18 protein-coding genes are annotated in these 18,224 nt (G+C 61.5%); 8 read left to right on the plus strand and 10 right to left on the minus strand.

The annotated features are described in order from the left end of the window. On the minus strand, positions 1 to 885 hold the full coding sequence (locus tag J3D60_RS10765; protein WP_253491392.1) for a LysR family transcriptional regulator: 885 nt from the start codon (positions 883 to 885) through the stop codon (positions 1 to 3). A gap of 95 nt (positions 886 to 980) precedes the next feature. Here J3D60_RS10765 and J3D60_RS10770 point away from each other — a divergent pair, with 95 nt between their 5' ends. From J3D60_RS10770 to J3D60_RS10785, 4 genes are all read left to right on the plus strand, one after another. Beyond that, on the plus strand, positions 981 to 2,117 hold the full coding sequence (locus tag J3D60_RS10770; protein ID WP_253491394.1) for a DSD1 family PLP-dependent enzyme: 1,137 nt from the start codon (positions 981 to 983) through the stop codon (positions 2,115 to 2,117). Next, a complete protein-coding gene (locus J3D60_RS10775) occupies positions 2,107 to 2,514 on the plus strand; it encodes a RidA family protein (RefSeq protein ID WP_253491396.1) in 408 nt (135 codons plus the stop codon). Before J3D60_RS10770 ends, J3D60_RS10775 begins: the two co-directional genes overlap by 11 nt. Beyond that, positions 2,511 to 3,683 (plus strand): FAD-binding oxidoreductase, encoded by a 1,173-nt coding sequence (locus tag J3D60_RS10780; RefSeq protein WP_253491397.1) that lies wholly within the window; start codon positions 2,511 to 2,513, stop codon positions 3,681 to 3,683. Before J3D60_RS10775 ends, J3D60_RS10780 begins: the two co-directional genes overlap by 4 nt. Positions 3,684 to 3,826: 143 nt before the next feature. Next, positions 3,827 to 5,290, plus strand: coding sequence for an aldehyde dehydrogenase family protein (locus J3D60_RS10785; protein WP_253491398.1), 1,464 nt, complete (start codon positions 3,827 to 3,829; stop codon positions 5,288 to 5,290). Positions 5,291 to 5,586: 296 nt separating this feature from the next. Here the strand turns inward: J3D60_RS10785 and J3D60_RS10790 are convergent, their stop codons facing one another. Then, entirely contained in the window at positions 5,587 to 6,075 is a 489-nt protein-coding gene (locus tag J3D60_RS10790; protein WP_115486980.1) for a type VI secretion system tube protein Hcp, read from the minus strand. A gap of 184 nt (positions 6,076 to 6,259) precedes the next feature. Here J3D60_RS10790 and J3D60_RS10795 point away from each other — a divergent pair, with 184 nt between their 5' ends. Then, positions 6,260 to 7,174, plus strand: coding sequence for an NAD synthetase (locus tag J3D60_RS10795; protein WP_253491399.1), 915 nt, complete (start codon positions 6,260 to 6,262; stop codon positions 7,172 to 7,174). Further along, positions 7,171 to 7,677 (plus strand): hypothetical protein, encoded by a 507-nt coding sequence (locus J3D60_RS10800; RefSeq protein WP_253491400.1) that lies wholly within the window; start codon positions 7,171 to 7,173, stop codon positions 7,675 to 7,677. Before J3D60_RS10795 ends, J3D60_RS10800 begins: the two co-directional genes overlap by 4 nt. Positions 7,678 to 7,680: 3 nt before the next feature. Here the strand turns inward: J3D60_RS10800 and J3D60_RS10805 are convergent, their stop codons facing one another. After that, positions 7,681 to 9,015 carry an LLM class flavin-dependent oxidoreductase gene (locus tag J3D60_RS10805; RefSeq protein WP_065940292.1) on the minus strand — a complete coding sequence of 445 codons (1,335 nt, stop codon included), beginning with the start codon at positions 9,013 to 9,015 and terminating at the stop codon, positions 7,681 to 7,683. 315 nt (positions 9,016 to 9,330) lie between these two features. On the opposite strand from J3D60_RS10805, the gene J3D60_RS10810 reads away from it, so the two are divergent. Further along, on the plus strand, positions 9,331 to 10,059 hold the full coding sequence (locus tag J3D60_RS10810) for a trans-aconitate 2-methyltransferase (protein WP_253491401.1): 729 nt from the start codon (positions 9,331 to 9,333) through the stop codon (positions 10,057 to 10,059). Here the strand turns inward: J3D60_RS10810 and ribD are convergent, their stop codons facing one another. From ribD to J3D60_RS10845, 7 genes are all read right to left on the minus strand, one after another. Beyond that, positions 10,060 to 11,163 (minus strand): bifunctional diaminohydroxyphosphoribosylaminopyrimidine deaminase/5-amino-6-(5-phosphoribosylamino)uracil reductase RibD, encoded by a 1,104-nt coding sequence (gene ribD / locus J3D60_RS10815; protein WP_253491402.1) that lies wholly within the window; start codon positions 11,161 to 11,163, stop codon positions 10,060 to 10,062. Further along, positions 11,160 to 11,816 carry a cyclopropane-fatty-acyl-phospholipid synthase family protein gene (locus tag J3D60_RS10820; RefSeq protein WP_253491404.1) on the minus strand — a complete coding sequence of 219 codons (657 nt, stop codon included), beginning with the start codon at positions 11,814 to 11,816 and terminating at the stop codon, positions 11,160 to 11,162. The genes ribD and J3D60_RS10820 overlap by 4 nt, the downstream gene beginning before the upstream one ends. Positions 11,817 to 11,833: 17 nt before the next feature. Continuing rightward, on the minus strand, positions 11,834 to 13,522 hold the full coding sequence (locus tag J3D60_RS10825; protein WP_065940294.1) for a WD40 repeat domain-containing protein: 1,689 nt from the start codon (positions 13,520 to 13,522) through the stop codon (positions 11,834 to 11,836). 28 nt (positions 13,523 to 13,550) lie between these two features. Beyond that, on the minus strand, positions 13,551 to 14,147 hold the full coding sequence (gene ribA, locus J3D60_RS10830; protein ID WP_065940295.1) for a GTP cyclohydrolase II RibA: 597 nt from the start codon (positions 14,145 to 14,147) through the stop codon (positions 13,551 to 13,553). 10 nt (positions 14,148 to 14,157) lie between these two features. Beyond that, the gene (locus J3D60_RS10835) at positions 14,158 to 15,189 is read right to left on the minus strand and encodes an SUMF1/EgtB/PvdO family nonheme iron enzyme (RefSeq protein ID WP_027607437.1); all 1,032 of its coding nucleotides are present in this window, start codon (positions 15,187 to 15,189) and stop codon (positions 14,158 to 14,160) included. A gap of 74 nt (positions 15,190 to 15,263) precedes the next feature. Further along, entirely contained in the window at positions 15,264 to 16,157 is an 894-nt protein-coding gene (locus tag J3D60_RS10840) for a VOC family protein (protein ID WP_027607436.1), read from the minus strand. After that, a complete protein-coding gene (locus tag J3D60_RS10845; protein ID WP_115486974.1) occupies positions 16,157 to 17,212 on the minus strand; it encodes a class I SAM-dependent methyltransferase in 1,056 nt (351 codons plus the stop codon). The genes J3D60_RS10840 and J3D60_RS10845 overlap by 1 nt, the downstream gene beginning before the upstream one ends. Before the next feature lie 342 nt (positions 17,213 to 17,554). Between J3D60_RS10845 and J3D60_RS10850 the strand changes: the two genes are divergently transcribed. Continuing rightward, complete coding sequence (locus tag J3D60_RS10850) at positions 17,555 to 18,208, plus strand: metalloregulator ArsR/SmtB family transcription factor (RefSeq protein WP_065940298.1); 654 nt, start codon at positions 17,555 to 17,557, stop codon at positions 18,206 to 18,208. The last annotated feature ends 16 nt before the right edge of the window (positions 18,209 to 18,224 follow it).

Consider the following 18,224-nt stretch of genomic DNA (forward strand, 5'->3'; position numbering starts at 1 on the left):
TCAGGCCTTCAACGCCTCTTCCAGAAACGTCACCAACGCCTGTACGCGCGGGCTGCGCAATTTGCGCGACGGCACCAGCAGCAGCACCGGTGCGCTGTCAAAGCTCCAGTCCGCCAACACACGTACCAGGCTGCCGCTGGCCACGGCGTCACTCACGTCCCACTGCGAACGCAGCACCAGCCCCAAGCCTTGCTCAGCCCAACGCCGGGCAACGCTGCCATCGTTGCTCAACAACGCAGGTTCCACACGCAGGGTCTTGCGGCCCTGGCCTTTGCGCAGGTGCCACAGGGTCACGTCCTCATCATTTTCCCGAATGCAGATGCAGCGATGGGACGCCAGCTCATCCGGCGCAGACGGCACGCCGTGGGCGTGCAGGTAGGCCGGGCTGGCGCACAACCAGCGCTCGTTTGGTGTCAGTGGCCGCGCGGTCCACAGGCTGTCATTGAGATGGCCGATGTGAACCACCGCATCGCTGTCATGGCGATCGGGCCAGGGCGTCTCGCGCAAATCCAAGTGCAAACACAGCTGCGGGTGCAGTTTGGCAAACCGCGCCAACAGCGGTGCGATGCGCTGGCGGCCATAGCCAAACGGCGCCGCCACCCTCAAGGTGCCCACCAGGGTTTCATCCTTGTGCCGAAACGACTCCGGCAGCGCCTCAAGCTGCTCCAGCAACAGCGCGCTCTCCCGCGAAAACCGCTCGCCATCCGCCGTCAGGCTGAGGCGCCGCGCATCGCGATTGGCCAGGCTCAGACCGAGCAGCGTCTCCAACTTGCGCAGGCGCATGGACAACGCCGGCGGCGACACATTCAGGCTGCGGGCGGCGGCGCTCAGCGACTCCGAGCGGGCCAGGGTCACGGCAAGGCGCAGGTCTTCGATGGAAATCATTCAATTTTACTTAATGATTGATGAGTACCGATTGAACCACAGGTTAACGACAGCTGAGTAGAGTGCAGCCTGTCCCCCGCCACACGAGTTCCGCCATGCCCACGCCGATTGCTTCCCTCGACACGCCCGCCGCGCTGGTCGACATCCCACAGATGCAGCGCAATATCCAGCGCATGCAAGAGCGCATGAACAGCCTGGGCGTGCGTTTGCGCCCGCATATCAAGACCAGCAAGTGCCTGCCGGTGATCCACGCCCAGATCGCCGCCGGGGCCAGCGGTGTCACAGTGTCCACCCTCAAGGAAGCCGAGCATTGTTTCGCCGCCGGCATCCGCGATGTGTTCTACGCCGTGGCCATCGCCCCGGGCAAACTGCCCCAGGCCCTGGCCCTGTGGCGCAAAGGCTGCATCCTCAGCCTGCTCACCGACAGCGTCCCGGGCGCCGAGGCCATCGTCGCTTTCGCACAGCAGCATGACGCACGCTTCGACGTGTGGATCGAAATCGATTGCGATGGCCATCGCTCCGGCCTAGCCGCCCACGACCCGGTACTGATCGACGTCGCACGCATCCTCAGCGACGGCGGCCTGCACCTGCGTGGCGTGATGACTCACGCCGGTTCCAGTTACGAGCTCGACAGCCTTGAGCCCCTGCAAGCACTGGCCGAACAGGAACGCACACTGTGCGTGCACGCCGCAGACACCCTCCGCGCAGCCGGGCTGGCGTGCCCCGAGGTCAGCATCGGCTCCACCCCCACGGCCCTCTCGGCGCTGAACCTGGACGGCGTCACCGAAGTACGCGCAGGTGTGTATGTGTTCTTCGACCTGGTCATGCGCAACATCGGCGTGTGCCAGGCCGATGAGTTGGCGTTGAGCGTACTGACCACCGTGATCGGCCATCAGCCGGACAAAGGCTGGATTATCACCGACGCCGGTTGGATGGCCATGAGTCGTGACCGTGGCACCCAGCGCCAGCACCAGGACTTCGGTTACGGCCAAGTGTGCAGCGAAGCGGGCGACTGGATCGACGGCGCACGGGTCACCGCTGCCAACCAGGAACACGGTATCGTCACCCTCGGCGCTGCCCACAGTGACGCGCTTGTCACTCGCTTCCCCATCGGCAGTCGGCTGCGCATCCTGCCCAACCATGCCTGTGCCACCGGCGCGCAGTTCCCGGATTATCACGCCGTGGATGCCGATGGCAGCGTGCACACCTGGAGTCGCCTGCATGGCTGGTAATCGCATCCACTCGATTCATAGCACCCACGCGGCGCCGCCGGGCGGGCACTATTCCCAGGCGGTGGCGCATGGCGGCCTGTTGTATGTGTCGGGGCAACTGCCGGTACGCGCCAATGGCGAGCACAGCGCCGGGCAACCGTTCGCAGTGCAAGCCTCGATTGCCCTGGATAACCTGGTGGCGATCCTCGGTGAAGCGGGCCTGAGCCCCGGTGACCTGCTCAAAGTGACGGTGTACGTGGTCGGCATCGAACACTGGCCCGCCTTCGACCGGATTTACGCGCGCTACCTGGGTGAACATAAACCGGCCCGCGCCGTGGTACCCGTGCCGGTGTTGCACCATGGCTACCTGATCGAAATCGAAGCGGTGGCCCGTGCCGCACAGGAGCAGCCCGCATGAATCCGCAAAAAAGCGCTGTGCTGATCATCGGCGGCGGCATCATGGGCGCCTCGTCGGCGTTTTTCCTGCGCCGCCGCGGTTGCTCGGTCACGCTGCTGGAACGCGACCAGATCGGTCAGTACGCCAGCGGTGTGAACTTCGGCAATGTGCGCCGCCAGGGCCGCTACCTGGGGCAACTGGAACTGGCCAACCGTTCGTGGGCACTGTGGAAGCGCCTGCCGGAGCTGATCGACGACGACCTGGAATTTATCCCCAGCGGCCACATGCGCGTGTGCTATCGCGAAGATGAAATCGCCGAACTGGAGGCCTACGCCGCCGCGCCGGAAGCCGCGCAACTGGACCTGAAAATCTATCGCGGCGCCGAGTTGCACCAGCGTTTCGGTTTCCTCGGCCCCGAGGTGAAAGGCGGCTCCTACGCGCCTCACGACGGCCACGCCAACCCCCGCCTGGCCGCGCCAGCGTTTGCCCGCGCCGCACGGCGCCTCGGTGCACGCATCGAGGAAAAAACCGAAGTCGCCGACGTGGAAAAGGTCAACGGCCTGTTCCACGTCACCACCACCGACGGTCAATTGTTTGTTGCCGAGCAACTGTTGATTACCGCCGGTGCCTGGGCCGCGCGCCTGTCCGAGCGCTTCGGCGAGCCGGTGCCGCTGGAGCCCAACGGCCCGCAGATGTCGGTGACGGAACCGGTGCCCTATGCGCTGAAAACCGTGATCGGCGTGTTCACCAAGCTCAAGGAAGAGGTGATCTACTTCCGCCAGATCCCGCGCGGCAACATCATCATCGGTGGCGGCGCCCGCTGCACGCCGGACATGCTCAACCGCCGCGCATTTTTCAAGCCCGAGAGCCTGCTCAACCAGATGCGCCAGATGAAACGGCTATTACCGGGCGCCGAGAAACTGAACATCATCCGCGTGTGGAGCGGCATCGAAAGCTATACACCCGACTCCCTGCCGGTGATGGGCCCCAGCGGCAGCGTGGACGGGCTGTTTTATGCCTTCGGCTTCTGCGGCCACGGCTTCCAGCTCGGCCCGGGCGTGGGGGATGTGATGGCCGAACTGATCAGCACCGGCAGTACCAGCACCTTGATCAGCCCGTTCGATATCCGGCGCTTTACCCAACCTTCGACGGCGCCTGCAAACGCCCCCACCACAGGAAAATTGATATGAGCCACGCCAGCCTGCCAGATTCAGCAGATTATCCCTTGCAGCGCTGAATAACGGCATCTTTGCGCGGGAGGCTTTTGCTAGCGTATCCAGACACCGGGCCGTGCCGTTCGCAGCGCCTATTACCGCTCCAGGGAGCCAGTTGGATGACAACTCAATCTTCAAACAGCTACAGCGTTGATGCGCAAACGGCTCACCAGTTTTATATCAACGGTCGTTGGACGTCCCCGGCGATCCCGGCGACGCTGCCGGTGGTCAACCCGGCCACTGAAGCCGTGGTTGCCGAGGTGGCGCGCGGGTCTGCCGAGGATGTCGACCGGGCCGTCGCGGCGGCACGCGGGGCGTTCGCCGGTTGGTCTGCAACCCCGGCTGCTGCGAGAGCCCAGGTGCTGGGGAAAATCCACGCACTGATCCTTGAACGCAAAGAGCAGCTGGCACAGGCGCTGTCCCTGGAAATGGGCGCGGCCATCGGTTTTGCGCGGGCCATGCAAGTGCCGCTGGCGGCCGAACACGTGCGAGTCGCCCGTGACCTGCTGTCCAGCTATCGCTTCCAGACCGTGGAAGGCGGCACCGCAATCGAGCGCGAGCCCATCGGCGTGTGCGGCCTGATCACGCCGTGGAACTGGCCGCTGTATCAAATCACCGCGAAAGTCGCCCCAGCCATCGCTGCCGGCTGCACCGTGGTGTTGAAACCGAGCGAACTGTCGCCATTGAGCGCCCTGCTGTTTGCCCAACTGGTGCATGACGCCGGCCTGCCGCCTGGGGTGTTCAACCTGGTGAACGGCAACGGTGCCGAAGTCGGCGCGGCCATGGCGGCCCATGGGGATATCGACATGATCTCCATCACCGGCTCCAACCGCGCAGGCGCATTGGTTGCCCAGGCGGCCGCGCCAACGGTCAAGCGGGTCACCCAGGAGTTGGGGGGCAAGTCGCCGAACGTGCTGCTGCCCGACGCCGACTTCGCCAAGGCTGTGCCGCTGGGGGTGATGTCGGCGTTTCGCAACGTCGGCCAGTCGTGCAGCGCGCCGACCCGCATGATCGTGCCGAGAAACCGCCTGGCCGAAGTCGAAGCCCTGGCGGCGGCTACCGCGAATGCACTGATCGTCGGCGACCCGCAATCTGAACAGACGCAGTTGGGTCCGATCGCCAACGAAGCCCAGTTCCATCGCGTCCAGACCATGATCCAGGCCGGCCTCGACGAGGGCGCCAAACTGGTGTGCGGTGGGCCGGGACGGGCGGCGGGTTTTGACAAGGGCTTCTATACACGGCCGACGGTTTTCTCCGACGTGGACAACGTCATGCGCATTGCCCAGGAGGAAATATTCGGGCCGGTGCTGTGCATCATTGCCTATGACACGGTGGATGAAGCCGTCGCCATCGCCAACGACACGGTGTACGGGCTGGGCGCCCATGTTCAGGGGCAGGACCTTGAACTTGCGCGGGCGGTGGCGTCGCGTATACGCGCCGGCCAGGTGCACCTGAACCATCCGGCGTGGAATCCGATGGCGCCGTTTGGGGGCTACAAGCGTTCGGGAAATGGGCGAGAGTATGGGGTGCAGGGGTTCGAGGAGTATCTGGAAACCAAGGCGATTGTCGGGTTTGGCGAGTGAGTGATGGGCCTTTATCAAGATCAAAATAACTTATTGATTTTAAAGGGTTAAATTTTCACTCTAAAATCTTGAGTCTTGCATAAACAATTTCAGGCGACCGCATTCTTGTGGTGAGCGGGCTTGTCCCGCGCTGGGCTGCGAAGCAGCCCCAGTCAAGAAGAACGCGGTGTATCAGACACTCTGTAGAGGCTGGTTTTGGGGCTGCTTCGCAGCCCAGCGCGGGACAAGCCCGCTCACCACAGAGAGATGTGTCAGGGTTTGAAAGGTTGTGTGGATACCTATGCCCTCTCAGCGCATCACACCTTGACGTTCTGCCGGATATTCCAGCCAAACTTCACCGGCCCGCCGTCCTTGGCACCATCGGCCTTCTGCGGCTGATAGCTGACGTCGACGGTGGCGAAGTTCAAGGCGATGCTGTCGTACAACACATCATCGGCCGTTTCAGCGCGGGTGCTGTAGGACACCACCATGACCTCCTTCAAGGTGATCACCAGATATTCCACCGGGCTGGCTCCGCCGGCCTTGCGCACCACCAATTTGGCTTCAGGGTAATGCTTGCCGCTGGCGCAGGCCATCATCAGGTTGGGGCTGGATTTATCCAGGGGTTTGGTCAGGTTCAGGTTGGCAAAGTCGGCCTTGCCCGAGCCGCCTCCCGTGCCGGAATGCATCGAGCCCGTTTGCGATAAACCCCAGCCCCAGTTGGTAATGTCGATCTCGTCACGATGGGCCTGGTCCCGCGATTCACCCTTGATATCGCCCAGTTTCAAAAACATATCGACTGCCATGTTGGCTCCTTGTCCTGTGGTCCGCCGGAAGTGACGTGGGGCGCACTTTTCCTCAATCGGGAGCAGGCCTACAAGACGTCAAAGTCGCATCAGGAAGTGCCCGACTGCAAATGGCGAAGCTTCCGACACTCATCCCAGTCGTGGCGTCTTTACTCTCTCAACTCCCAAAAAAAGGAGTTCAGGAATGACCGTCGCCCTGTTCAAGGATGGATTCCCCTCGGCCCACCGCACTACACGTCAACGCATTGAAAGCAGCCTCGACCTGCGGCGGTTGTTTTTCGCCATAGACGCCGACCCGACGTTGATCGGCGCGGGGGTGGTGTATATCGATGGGGATTTCAACGTGGTGGTACTGCGTGAGTTCCAGGCGATTTGCAGTGTGCGGCCGATCAAGGTGGTGCTGCGGGAACCGCCGAGGTATGTGGGGCCGGTGGAGTTCAAGCGGATGTTGGAGCATGAGCCTCGGGAGTCGAGGTTGGCGGTGGAAGCTATAAATACGGCAATTGCATGCACCGGAGTAGTGTTGAGTTGGATGGTCATTGCGAGTGGGACTGCACTGATGCCTTTTACAGCTGGGGCTAGCTCGATAATTTCGTTTATCGGTAAAGCTGCTGCCGTTGCAAGTACAGTTCAATGCATCGGTGGCGCTTTACGTACAGCATCGGAGTTAGCCTTTCCAGAGGTTAATGACTACTTGGATAACGAGACGTGGTATGAGGCCGCAACAGCAGTGTTGGACGGTATTGCTTTGATGGGTGTTGCCAGCTCGGCATTCGTCACCGTGAAAGTCGTCACAACGACCACAAAAGTAACCGGAAAAACAGCTAGGCAAGTGCTTAGAGGGATGACACGGCAAGAACGGACAAAATTGAATAATGAGCTGCTTAAAATCCGAGATCCAAGACTAACGACCAAGTTGCTCAAGCTGGAAAAAGCCTCCGGCAATGTGGCCAAACGTATCAGCGCTATTCAAATGCAGCGTGCAACTGCCGCGCACAAAATGGATATAGCTGCGGCCTTGCTCGGCTTTACCAGCAGTACAGTCCCTGGAAACATAAGAACTCTGGCGTTGGGCATCTACGAGGAAGTTAACCAGTGAGCCAACAACGGAAGATAAAAGGCCAATATTACTCATCACTCTTTATTGAGGATCCTTGGCAACTCCTCAAGCGGTTCATGCCCGTGATTGGAGGTGATGCATTGGCAGGATGTTTCTCGATAGCGTTGACAACGATCTTGGCGATGCTTACGTATTTGCCGACTCACTCCGTAGAGTTTGTCGCCAAGATATGCTTTTTCAGTGCCGCGGGCTTGGGCGCAGTATTCGCCCTGGCCAAATACGAAGTGCTCTACGGCCGCATCCATTGGGTATGGATAAACGTCGCGATCTACCTCCTTTGCCTGCTGATATCCCTACCCGCCATTCTCTGGCGCCCCAATACCTATCTCTATGCACTGGCCCTGCTCTGCCCACTTGTCGGCCTGCTCATTCTCAACAGCAACCGCTACCGCGAACTGCGGCAAAAGTCGGTGGAGTTACGCCACAAACGCCTAGCCATTATCGCGACCCTGAAACAACAGGGCCGCTGGAAATGGTGGTGACCCTCAGGCCGCCTCGCTCCTTGCCGCCGTATGCCGATTCACCGGCACCGGCAAGCCCAGATGCCCACGCAACGTGCTGTGGCTGTACTCACGGCGAAACAACCCACGCTCGCGCAACAATGGCAGCACCTGGTCGGTAAACCGCGCAAAGTCATCCGGCGCGCCGACGTGGATATTGAACCCATCCACCGCACCTTCGACAAACCAGCGTTCGATCTCGTCGGCCACGGTCTTGGGCGAGCCGACAAAGCTGGAAAACGGCTTGGCAAAACGCAACGCCGCCTCGCGCAGTGTCAGGCGCTGGTCGCGGGCGACTTGCTTGATGTTTTCGGCATGCCCGCGATAGCCGTTGCTGCCCAGGTCGCCCAGGTCCGGGAAGGGTTCGTCCAGCGGGTACTGGCTGAAGTCGTGGTAGTTGAACGGCCGCCCCAACTGCACCAGGGCCTTGTTCAGATCCAGCTCGCCATTGCGTTCGCGGTCGATGGCCTGGGCCTGTTCGTCGGTGTCGGCAATGATCGGCGAAATGCCCGGCAGGATGGTCACGTGGTCGGGGTTGCGTCCGGCGGCGGCGGTGCGTTGTTTGATGTCGCGGTAGTAGGCCTGGGCGTCCTCGAAATTACCCACGCCGGCAAAAATGCCCTCGGCATAGTTGGCCGCCAGGCTGCGTCCGGATTCGGAAATACCCGCCTGGAAAATCACCGGCTGGCCTTGGGCTGAGCGTGCGATATTCAACGGCCCGGTCACCGAGAAGAACTCGCCATGGTGATCCAGGCGATGCTGGCGTTGTGGGTCGAGGAACACGCCGCTGGCCTTGTCGCGCACGAAGGCGTCGTCCTCGTAGGAATCCCACAGCCCCTGCACCACCTCCAGGTGCTCGGCCGCGCGGCGATAGCGCTCGGTGTGGTCGATATGCTGCTCACGGCCGAAGTTGCCGGCCGCGCCTTCGAGGCCGGTGGTGACCACGTTCCAGCCGGCGCGGCCGCCGCTGATCAGGTCCAGGGAGGCAAACTGGCGGGCGACGTTGAAGGGTTCGGTATAGGACGTGGTCAGGGTGGCCACCAGGCCGATCTTCGAGGTGGCGCCGGCCACGGCCGAGAGCAGGGTCAGCGGCTCCAGGCGGTTGAGAAAATGCGGTGCCGAATCCGGGGTGATGTAGGGGCTGTCGACGATGAACACCAGGTCGAACTTCGCTGCTTCCGCCTGTTGCGCCTGGGTGCGGTACCAATTGATGTCCACACTGGCATCGCCGGGGATTTGCGGGTGCAACCATTCGTTTTGCGCGGTGCCGACGCCGGTGAGGATGGCACCGAACCTGAGTTGCCGGGGTAAATGGGACATCACGATATTCCTCCGTGGATGGCAGCGACGCTGACCTGTGGAGGAGGACCATAAGGCCCATCGACAGGCTTGTGAAATGCTTTGTGGATCTATGCTAATCATTAAAAATAATGATCAAAATAATAGAATATATTCCACAAACGCATAATTAACCCAGCGCGCGCCTATCAGCAGGCTGACCCGATCGAGGCGCACCGCCCACCAAGCCGTTTGTTAAATCGAGGCGTTAGGCCTAATATCGCAAGTCATACCTTGCATAAAAATGCCAAGGCTTGCACATCCCCCAGCCCGCATATTCGAAGGAGTGGCATGCAGATGAAAGAATCCAAAGAAGTGTACGAACGCATCAGTGAACAGTTCGAGGATTTCACCGCCAGGGCCTCTCAGCGCAAGGTCGAGGTCGACACCTTCCGCAGCATGGTCGGTAATATCGAGGGCCTGCATATCCTGGACCTGGCGTGTGGGCATGGCTTCTTCAGTCGCCAGTTGAAGGACTGGGGGGCGGCCAAGGTACATGGCGTGGATATTTCCGAAAACATGATTTACCAGGCGCGGCAAGCCAACGACGGTATCGCCTACGAAGTGCGGGATGTGGCGAAGATGGGCCGTATCGGCGCCTACGACATGGTGACGGCGGCCTGGCTGTTCAACTATGCCAGCAGTGTCGACGAACTGAGCAAGATGTTTCAGTCGGCCGCCGACAACCTGAAGCCCGGCGGCCAATTGGTGGCCTACACCGCCAACCCGTCGTTCGAACTGCAAAAAGGCAATTTCACCCGCTACGGGATTGAGGTGTTCGATGAAACCCCGGTCGCCGGCGGGTTTCGCTGCAATGCGCAATTCATGTCATCGCCCCCCGCACCGTTTACCTACTACCGCTGGGAGCAAGGCGTGTACGAAGAAGCCGCACGGGTAGCCGGTTTCAACCAGCTCACCTGGGTCGCCCCGCTGATCAGCGAACACAGCCGCACCACCATGGGTACGGGGTACTGGCAGCTGTTCGAGCGCAACAGCCTGCAGATCGGTTTGACCTGCCGCAAATAATCACGCCGGGGCGGCGACCGGGCGCAATCGCACCCGGATGTCCGCCCCCACCAGGCACTGCTCGATGATCGACAAGGGTTGCGCCTGGCCCAGATCGGTCAAGCCATCCAGCGCCAGCAACGGCCGTGCATCACTGCCCAGGAACAGCGGGGCGATGTAGACCAGCCATTCATCCACCAGGCCCGCCGCCGCAAAGGCGCCACACAATACCGGGCCGGCCTCGACCTGGACCTCGTTGCACCCTTCCTCAGCCAGGACCGTCATGACCTCTCGCAGGTCAAGCCCTTCGCCGTCCACCCCGACCTGCCGGAAACGCACACCCGCAGGGGGTGGATGCGCCGGCTGGACGCCGGGCCCATGAAACACCAGGGTCGGTGCCGCACCATCCAGCACATGGGCCTGGGCATCGCCCTTGAGATGCTGGTCGAGCACCACCCGCAGCGGAACGGAAAACGCCGCGTGCGGGTCGGGCAGGCGCACCGTCAGGCGCGGGTTGTCCGCCAGCAGCGTGCCGCTGCCGGTGAGCACCGCGCAGGCCCGGGCGCGCCACACTTGCACATCGTCCCGGGCCTCGGGCGAAGTGATCCATTTGGATTGCCCGTTACCCAGGGCCGTGCGCCCGTCCAGGCTCATGGCCAGCTTGACCCTCAGCCACGGCCGCTTGCGCTCGGTACGCGAGAAAAACCCCTGGTTCAACTCGCGCGCCTCCGGACACGGCAAGTGTTCGACCAGCACACCCGCCGCCTCAAGCCGCTCAATGCCATGATGCTCATGCTGGGAGCGGTCGACACTGGCGATCACCACTCGCGCCACGCCGGCCCTGATCAACCCGTCGGCACAGGGCGGCGTGCGCCCATGACCGCCGCACGGCTCCAGGGTGACATAGGCGGTGGCGCCCCGCGCATCGACGCCCGCCTCGCGCAGGGCATTGACTTCGGCGTGTGCCTGCCCCGCCCACTCGTGCCAGCCCTGGCCAAGCAGCAGGTCGCCCTTGGCGATCACGCAACCGACCCGCGGGTTCGGCGCCGTGGTAAAGGCGCCGCGGTCGGCCAGTTTCAGGGCGAGCCGCATGAAGTGCATGTCGCGCGCCAGCGCCAGGCTCATGTGCGAACCAGCGCCAACAGGTACACCGCCTCGCCGTGCTGACGCTCGATTACCACCAGGTCCTGCCAGGTGAAACCAAACGCTTCCAGGGTGTCGCGCACACCCTGTTCGGTGAAGAAATAACCTTGACGCTGGTTATCCATCTCGCGCCAGCCCGGCTCCGGGTTGCTCGCGTCGACGCCGAAGACGTTGAGCCCGATCAGCGCGCCAGGGCGCGCGTACTGGCGGATATTGGCCAGGTAACGGCTCCACTCATCCGGATGCTGGTGATGGAAGCAGCCATTGTCGAGTACACCGTCAAACGCCTCCCCCGCCGGTGGCTGCCAATCCTGCAGGGCGCTGCACACCAGGCTGAGACGCTCGCCCCAGCGTTTGCGCAGCAGCGGCCAGCTGGAATTCTCGACGATGTCCAGGCCGGTCACCCGGTGTCCTGCCAGGATGAACTCCGAGGCATCCCGCGCACGGCCGACGCCCACGTCGAGGATGTGCTGGTCCGGCGTCGGCCCCAGTGCCTCGAGGAAGACCCGGGCGGCCTTGGCCATGCCGATGTCCCAGGACCACTCATCTTCACCATGGCTGTAGCGGTGGACAAATGAGGTGTCGAGCGCCCGGCGGTACGTCGATACGTCCATGAATTGCGCTTGCTTGCTCATATCAGGCAGTCCTTGGGTCAAGAGGCGCGACGGGTGGCAATCCCGTAGATCTGGCCATCGTAGGAACTGGCCAGGAAGTCATCGCTGGCCACGCTGTGGGTGATGCAGGAGATGCCACTGGCGGTGGGACGCTGCACTTGCTGCCAGGAACGGCTGGGCAAGTCGAACAGCGCGATGGTGCCGCTGTAGTTCGCGGTGGCAATCACTTCCCCGTCGGCCGAGGCACAAATGCACTTGATGGAATTGCGGTGTGGCGTGTCATAGACCTCGTCACCGGACTCCAGCCACAGGCGCAGTTTCAGGTCGCGACCAATGCTGGCGAAACCGCCGTCGACCCGGCAGCAACCGTTGGAGATACGCGTGTGGGCATTTTCGATATGCCGCGCGCAACTGAAGTCGCTGATGCTGTGCAGGGCGGCGGCGGCCGAGGCGCACACGCTGAACAAGTGATGCTCGTTGGCGGCCACGCCTTTGATCGCGTTGTCGTGCATCGGGATCGACGCCACCAGTTCCAGGCTGTTATCGCCGGCGATGACAAATACCAGGCCTTCGCCGGTGTAGGTTCCGATCAGTGCATGAAGCTGGCCATTGCGCTGGAACGTGGTGCCGCAATTGAGCGGCGAGCGATGCTGATACAACAGGCGCCCGCTGAGGGCATCGAACACCTGGCCCATCTGCCCACCGGTCAGCAACAGTGGGCCGAACGGCAGCAGGAAGTTGCACAGGCTGCCGACGCCGCTCACGGGCTGGTTATCGCGAAACAGCAGGCCCGCGTCACCGATGCTGTATTGCCCGCCCTCGGTGGTCACCACGGCGTTGATACTCACCGCCGGCTGAATGCCGTCCACGGTCCACTGATCGTGTTCATAATCCCAGGTGGCGTAGCGCGAGCCGAAGGTGGCGAACACCAAGGCATCGCTGCCGACGAACGCACAGCTGCGCGGCCAGACGATGCTCGGCAAATTGGTGCTGCGCAGGCGCTCCAGCTGGGTGCCATCGAAGCGCCATAGGATCGCCAGGCGGTCATAACTCAAGGTCACCAGCAGCTGTTTTTCATCATTCCAGACAATGCGCTTGATCCCGGCATCGTGGGCAGGAATGGAGCGGATCTCGCCCCCATGGATGATCGAGATGCGCCCTTCATCGTCACCGGCAAACACCACGCCGGCACGGGTAATGGCGACGGTATCGGTCTCGACGCCGCCGATGTCGACTTCATCGCATTGCTCGAAGGTGCTGGTGTCCCACTGGCGCACCGTGCCGTCGTCGCTGCTGGAAATCAGGCGCTTGCCATCCGGCGACCAGACCACGGAAATCACATCGGCCTGATGCCCCCGGCAGGTGCCCTTGAGGTTGCCGTCGAGGTCGAAGAGGCGCAGTTGATGATCGCGCGAGCAGGTCGCGATCGACGCACCGTCCGGCGAGAACACCGCCATTTCCACGTCGTCGTCATGCCCCGACAGCACGGCCTTGAGGCGCATGCTAGGAACTTCCCAGACGCGGGCGGTGTAGTCGCTGCTGGCGCTCACCAGGTACTTGCCATCGGCACTGAACGCGCACTGGTTGGCCAGGTGGTCATGGCTGACACGGTGGATCGAATGCCCGGTCTGGGCATTCCACAGAATGACTTGGTTGTCGTAGCCGGCGGTGGCGATGAACTCACCAGCATGGGCGGCGACGCCGCTGATAGGGCCTATGTGTCTCATCGAAAAGTCCTTTTCCTGGAGAATGAAATCAAAGCTTGATGGTGTGGCTCGACTTGCTGACTTTTGATCGCAGGTAGTTGTGGTTGTGCTTGGTCAGGAACACCCCGGTCGGCACTGAGCTGACCACGTCGATCCCGCCATCGCGCAACTGCTTGACCTTGTCCGGGTTGTTGGTCAGGAGCCGGCAGCGATGCACATCCAGGGCCCGCAGCATGGCGACCGCCGGGGCGAAACTGCGCGAGTCTTCCGGGTGGTTGAGCTTCACGTTGGCCTCGTAGGTGTCCATGCCGGCGTCTTGCAGCAGGTAGGTTTCGAACTTCGAATACAGGCCGATACCGCGACCTTCCTGGCGCAGGTAGATCAGGTAGCCGCCTTCGGCATCGAGCGCCTTCAGGGCTTCCTGCAACTGCGGGCCGCAATCGCAGCGCTGGGAACCGAATACATCACCGGTGATGCATTCGGAATGCACGCGCACCAGGGGCACATCGGCATCGGGCTCACCGGCTTTGACGGCAAAGTGTTCATTGTTCTTGTCAAAGCCCTTGAACCCGTAGAAGTGGGCGTTGACCTCACCGCCAAGAATGGAGATGGGAACTTGCGTATGAAGCGTTACTGGAGTGTCCATGGCATAGCCTCTATGGAAGTGTCGCGTTCTGGCCAGAGTGGTTTTCTACCAAACGGAATCCCATGACATAGATGGGTCTTGGATAACGTCCATGTCGGCGCTGATTGCGCGCAAGATCCCTGAAGCGGGTGAAACTGCCTCCACGGGCTACCCGGTGCCTACCAACATCCAGCACCAGGTCATCGTTGATCTCAGGCCCGCCCGGATAGGCCCGATAATCGTCGGCAACGTACTCTTCCACGTTGCCGGCCATGTCCAGCGCGCCAAACATCGAGGCGCCCTCGAGGAACACCCCGACGGGTGTCGACGTGAGCAACCCCAACTCGATGGTGTTGGCGTACTCGACATTGAAGGTTTCGCCCCAGGGAAACTGGGAGCGCTGCGGCCCTGCCGCGGCGTATTCCCACTGTGCTTCGCTGGGCAGCGCGAACGCCCGGCCGGTGCGTCGGCTCAGCCATTGAGCGTAGGCGTCGGCATCCACGTCACTGACGCTATAGACCGGGTGGTTGGCCTGGTGCTGGGGAAAGCGGCCAAAGGCCCAGCCGGTCGGCAGGAACGGATAACCGGTATCCAGCAGGAAGGCGCGATATTCGCTGTTGGTGACCGGGTAGCGACCGATGCGAAAGCTCGCCAGGTCGACCCGATGGTTGGGGGTTTCTTTCTCGATCCAACTGCGGTCCAGGCCCAGCCCGGCGTAGGCGGTCATGACCGCATCGACGCGTTGCGGCTCCAGGCCGATCTCGACCTGGGCGGCAGGAACGTCGCACATGGCGGGGCTGAACACGTCAATGCGCGGGTCGCCCTTGTAGCCCAGCACTTCACCGGCGGCGATACGCCGCACCAGGGGTTCGGCAACCGACTCGACCACCCGCAGCAGTTGCTCGATGGGCGCACTCATCAGCTGTCCGGTGGCGTCGGCGATCTGCCGGGTCAGTTCATATTCGACGTAAGCCTGCGGGTAGCCCATCAATACCCGATCAGACACGTTCTTTGGCAAAGGGCTCGGCAGCGTCGGCCAATGCCAACCGTATTGATTCGTCATAGGTACACCTTTATTCCGAGCGAACACATCCACGACCGAGCGCGAAACCGCTCGGCGTGTGGATCAGTCAGGTATCAGAGTCGGTCGAGCAGCAACCTTCGATTGGTCTCGATCATCTCGATTTCGGTGGAGTACACCTCAACCACCAGGCCATCGGGATCTTCGAAGTACACGGCCGTGCGGACGTTGTCCGGACCGTGGTGATAACCCGGCGCGGGGCCATTGCCCTTGACCAGGGTGATGTTGTCGTCGGCAGCCACCTTGTCGGCGATGCGTTTGACATCCTCCGGCAGCGCACGAATGCCGATGTGGTAGCCCGGCGGGTAGACAAAGTCGGGATTGTGTTCGATGAAGAAGTCGAACCCGTTCAACTCCATCACCACTTTGCGCGGCCCCAGGTTGTAGCAATAGTGGGCGCCGAAGATGTCGCGATAAAACGCCTGGGAGGCTTCCAGGTTACGGGTGAGGATGTTGATGTGGGTCAGTTGCGGACGCTGGGATTCCAGCGCGGCCGCCTCGATGGATACGCCTTCCAGGGACCGCCACATTTTGATCGCGGCGGCGAATTTGGAGAAACCGGCCAGCCAGTTTTTCACCGTGTCCGTGGATACGCCCGCGTCAGTGATCGCCAGGCCATGGGGGTAAATGAAACAGGCCGTGCGTTGCAGCAATGCCGCGTTCAGCGGATCGCCGGCAGGTTGCCCGGCGCTGCCTTCGGCAAGGCGCACGATGCTGACCGCCTTGTTGTGGTAGCCATCGGCCAATGCCGCGAGCCGGGCAGTGAGGGTATCGAGGCTGTCTGCCGCCGACACCAGCAGGATAAACCCGTCGGCCTGGGGTAACTGCGCGCCTTCAACGGCCGCGCACAGTTCAAAACCGGCGGCTTTCGCGCAGGTGTTCAACGGCTCGAGAAAACCGTTCAGACGTGCGGCCGTGTCGGAGCTGTACAAGGTAATAAAGCGCAGCATCAGGCAACCCTCCCCTCAGTGCGGCGACCGATCAACAGGCTGTAGCGCCCGATAGGCTCCTGGACCACCTCAAAGCCCTGGGCAACCATCTGTTCGGCGATCCAGCGGGTGGGATGCAGTTCGCCGTGCACCGTGTTGACCATCATGTGCAGGGAGAAATCCGCCGACAGCGCCGGGTGAATTTCATCGTCTTCCAGGGTCATGCTCAGCACCAGCAACGAACCGCCGTCGTTGACCAATTGGGCCGCCGAGCGGATCAGCGTGCTGGTTTCTTCGCGGGTGAAATAGTGCAGGCAATCATTGACCATGATCACGTCGGCGCTTTCACCTTCGTAGCGGGCCAGGTCCAGCAGGTTACGTTCCTTGAACGTCAGGCGCCCCGCCAACTGGTACTTCTCGACGGTGCTTTCGGCGGACTGGCGCGTGGCGGCCAGGTCCCAGATTTCGCCCTGGACCTGAGGGTGCCGCCGAGCGATTTCGGCGATATAGGTGCCGTGTCCACCGGCCAGGTCGATGACCTTGCTGGCGGTATCGAACACCGGCAATTCCTTGAGCACATCGACCATGGGTTGACTGAAGCGCACCATCGCATCGTTGAAGGCATCACGTGCGGCGATGTCGTGCTTGAAGCGGTTCTCCTGCTGGAAATCCATGGACTCGGCGCTGCTCAGGATTTCCCCGAGGCGTGGCCAGTTCTGCCACTGCAAGCGCTGGTGGGCAATGATCGGGCCGATGAACTCGGCGCTGCGGCTGACCAGGAAACGCTCGGCCAGGGGCTGGTTGGTATAGGTGTCGGCGGACTTTTTCAACAGGCCCAGGGCGACCAGGCCATTGAGAAAGATCTTCGCCTTGTTGGGCACCCAGCCCAATTGCTGGCTGATCGCCTTGGCGGTAGCCGGGCGGGCGGTGTGATCGAAAAGGTGCTGCGCCACGGCGAAGTGAAGGATGGCGGATTGTCGATACTGGTCGGAGAGTTTTACCAGGTCGACCACGCTGGACAGAGCGGTTACTTCATCGGCGTGCTCATAGATGGTCGTCGGCTTTTGCGCATTCATACAGATTCTCTTCCTTGAATGTTTTTGTCTTCACTGGCGTCGGCGAGCGATGAGTGCTTGGGACGCAGCGTGTTTTTTAACGGTCCGGAGTCGTGTGCAAATGAATGTTTACGAGCAGCTTCCAAAAAGCTAGCTACGATCCTAGTCGTAAGTCCTACAAAAGCAAGCCAAACCTTTTATAATTATTTGCTATTTATAACTACATATTGATTCCATTTATTTATTATTTTCCTGAGCAGCAAAAATGACTATGCTCATGCCCACTACCCCTTACGCAATGGATGGCGCCAAAGGTCGACGAACTCCAGTGATGCCCTCACTCCCCATGGTTACACGCGATTTATGACCTCCAGACCTGCCGACGATACCCAGTCATCCACCGCTGAACGCATCCTGTTTTTGCTCAAGACCCGTGGCCCGCTGAAAACCACCGAACTGGCGTCTCTGCTGGAACTCACGTTTGAGGCAACCCGGCAACAAATCCAGAAATTGCAGACATCGGAGCTGATCGTCGGCGTTTCGGCACCCACCTCCGGGGCCGGCCGCCCTTCGTTGAAGTGGGCCCTGACGGACACCGCGCAGAATAAATTCCCCGATTCCCACAGTGTGCTGACCCTGCACCTGATCGAATCCATCGAGGGCGTTTTTGGCAGTGACGGCATCGAGAAAATCATCACCAGCATGGAAGCGACCAACCGCCAGGAATACGTCCAGGCGTGTTCGCAAGCCTCATCCCTGGAAGAAAAAGTCGCCATCCTGGTGCGCATCCGCGAACTCGCCGGCTATATGGCGCATATGGAACCCGCAGGTGAAGGTTGGCTGCTGATCGAAAACCATTGCCCGATCTGCGCTGCCGCGCGCAAATGCCAGGGTTTCTGCCGCTCGGAGCTGCAGATATTTCGTGCAGCCATGGGTGACGACACCCTTGTCGAACGCTGCGAACACCTGATCTCCGGGGACCGGCGTTGCGTCTATAACATTCAACCGCGCACCTGACCGCCCTACACCAACC

Origin of the sequence: Pseudomonas sp. S3E17 (genome assembly GCF_024168685.1) — a bacterium.
Classification (GTDB): Bacteria; Pseudomonadota; Gammaproteobacteria; order Pseudomonadales; family Pseudomonadaceae; genus Aquipseudomonas; species Aquipseudomonas marginalis.

Excerpts from the sequence above, each read along its gene's own strand:
- ribA (WP_065940295.1), bottom strand. The coding sequence starts at position 14,147 with ATGGACACTCCAGTAACGCTTCATACGCAAGTTCCCATCTCCATTCTT.
- J3D60_RS10765 (WP_253491392.1), bottom strand. The coding sequence starts at position 885 with ATGATTTCCATCGAAGACCTGCGCCTTGCCGTGACCCTGGCCCGCTCG.
- J3D60_RS10810 (WP_253491401.1), top strand. The coding sequence starts at position 9,331 with ATGAAAGAATCCAAAGAAGTGTACGAACGCATCAGTGAACAGTTCGAG.
- J3D60_RS10770 (WP_253491394.1), top strand. The coding sequence starts at position 981 with ATGCCCACGCCGATTGCTTCCCTCGACACGCCCGCCGCGCTGGTCGAC.
- J3D60_RS10805 (WP_065940292.1), bottom strand. The coding sequence starts at position 9,015 with ATGTCCCATTTACCCCGGCAACTCAGGTTCGGTGCCATCCTCACCGGC.
- J3D60_RS10835 (WP_027607437.1), bottom strand. The coding sequence starts at position 15,189 with ATGACGAATCAATACGGTTGGCATTGGCCGACGCTGCCGAGCCCTTTG.
- ribD (WP_253491402.1), bottom strand. The coding sequence starts at position 11,163 with ATGAGCCTGGCGCTGGCGCGCGACATGCACTTCATGCGGCTCGCCCTG.
- J3D60_RS10840 (WP_027607436.1), bottom strand. The coding sequence starts at position 16,157 with ATGCTGCGCTTTATTACCTTGTACAGCTCCGACACGGCCGCACGTCTG.
- J3D60_RS10785 (WP_253491398.1), top strand. The coding sequence starts at position 3,827 with ATGACAACTCAATCTTCAAACAGCTACAGCGTTGATGCGCAAACGGCT.
- J3D60_RS10850 (WP_065940298.1), top strand. The coding sequence starts at position 17,555 with ATGACCTCCAGACCTGCCGACGATACCCAGTCATCCACCGCTGAACGC.
- J3D60_RS10845 (WP_115486974.1), bottom strand. The coding sequence starts at position 17,212 with ATGAATGCGCAAAAGCCGACGACCATCTATGAGCACGCCGATGAAGTA.
- J3D60_RS10780 (WP_253491397.1), top strand. The coding sequence starts at position 2,511 with ATGAATCCGCAAAAAAGCGCTGTGCTGATCATCGGCGGCGGCATCATG.
- J3D60_RS10825 (WP_065940294.1), bottom strand. The coding sequence starts at position 13,522 with ATGAGACACATAGGCCCTATCAGCGGCGTCGCCGCCCATGCTGGTGAG.
- J3D60_RS10795 (WP_253491399.1), top strand. The coding sequence starts at position 6,260 with ATGACCGTCGCCCTGTTCAAGGATGGATTCCCCTCGGCCCACCGCACT.
- J3D60_RS10820 (WP_253491404.1), bottom strand. The coding sequence starts at position 11,816 with ATGAGCAAGCAAGCGCAATTCATGGACGTATCGACGTACCGCCGGGCG.
- J3D60_RS10775 (WP_253491396.1), top strand. The coding sequence starts at position 2,107 with ATGGCTGGTAATCGCATCCACTCGATTCATAGCACCCACGCGGCGCCG.
- J3D60_RS10790 (WP_115486980.1), bottom strand. The coding sequence starts at position 6,075 with ATGGCAGTCGATATGTTTTTGAAACTGGGCGATATCAAGGGTGAATCG.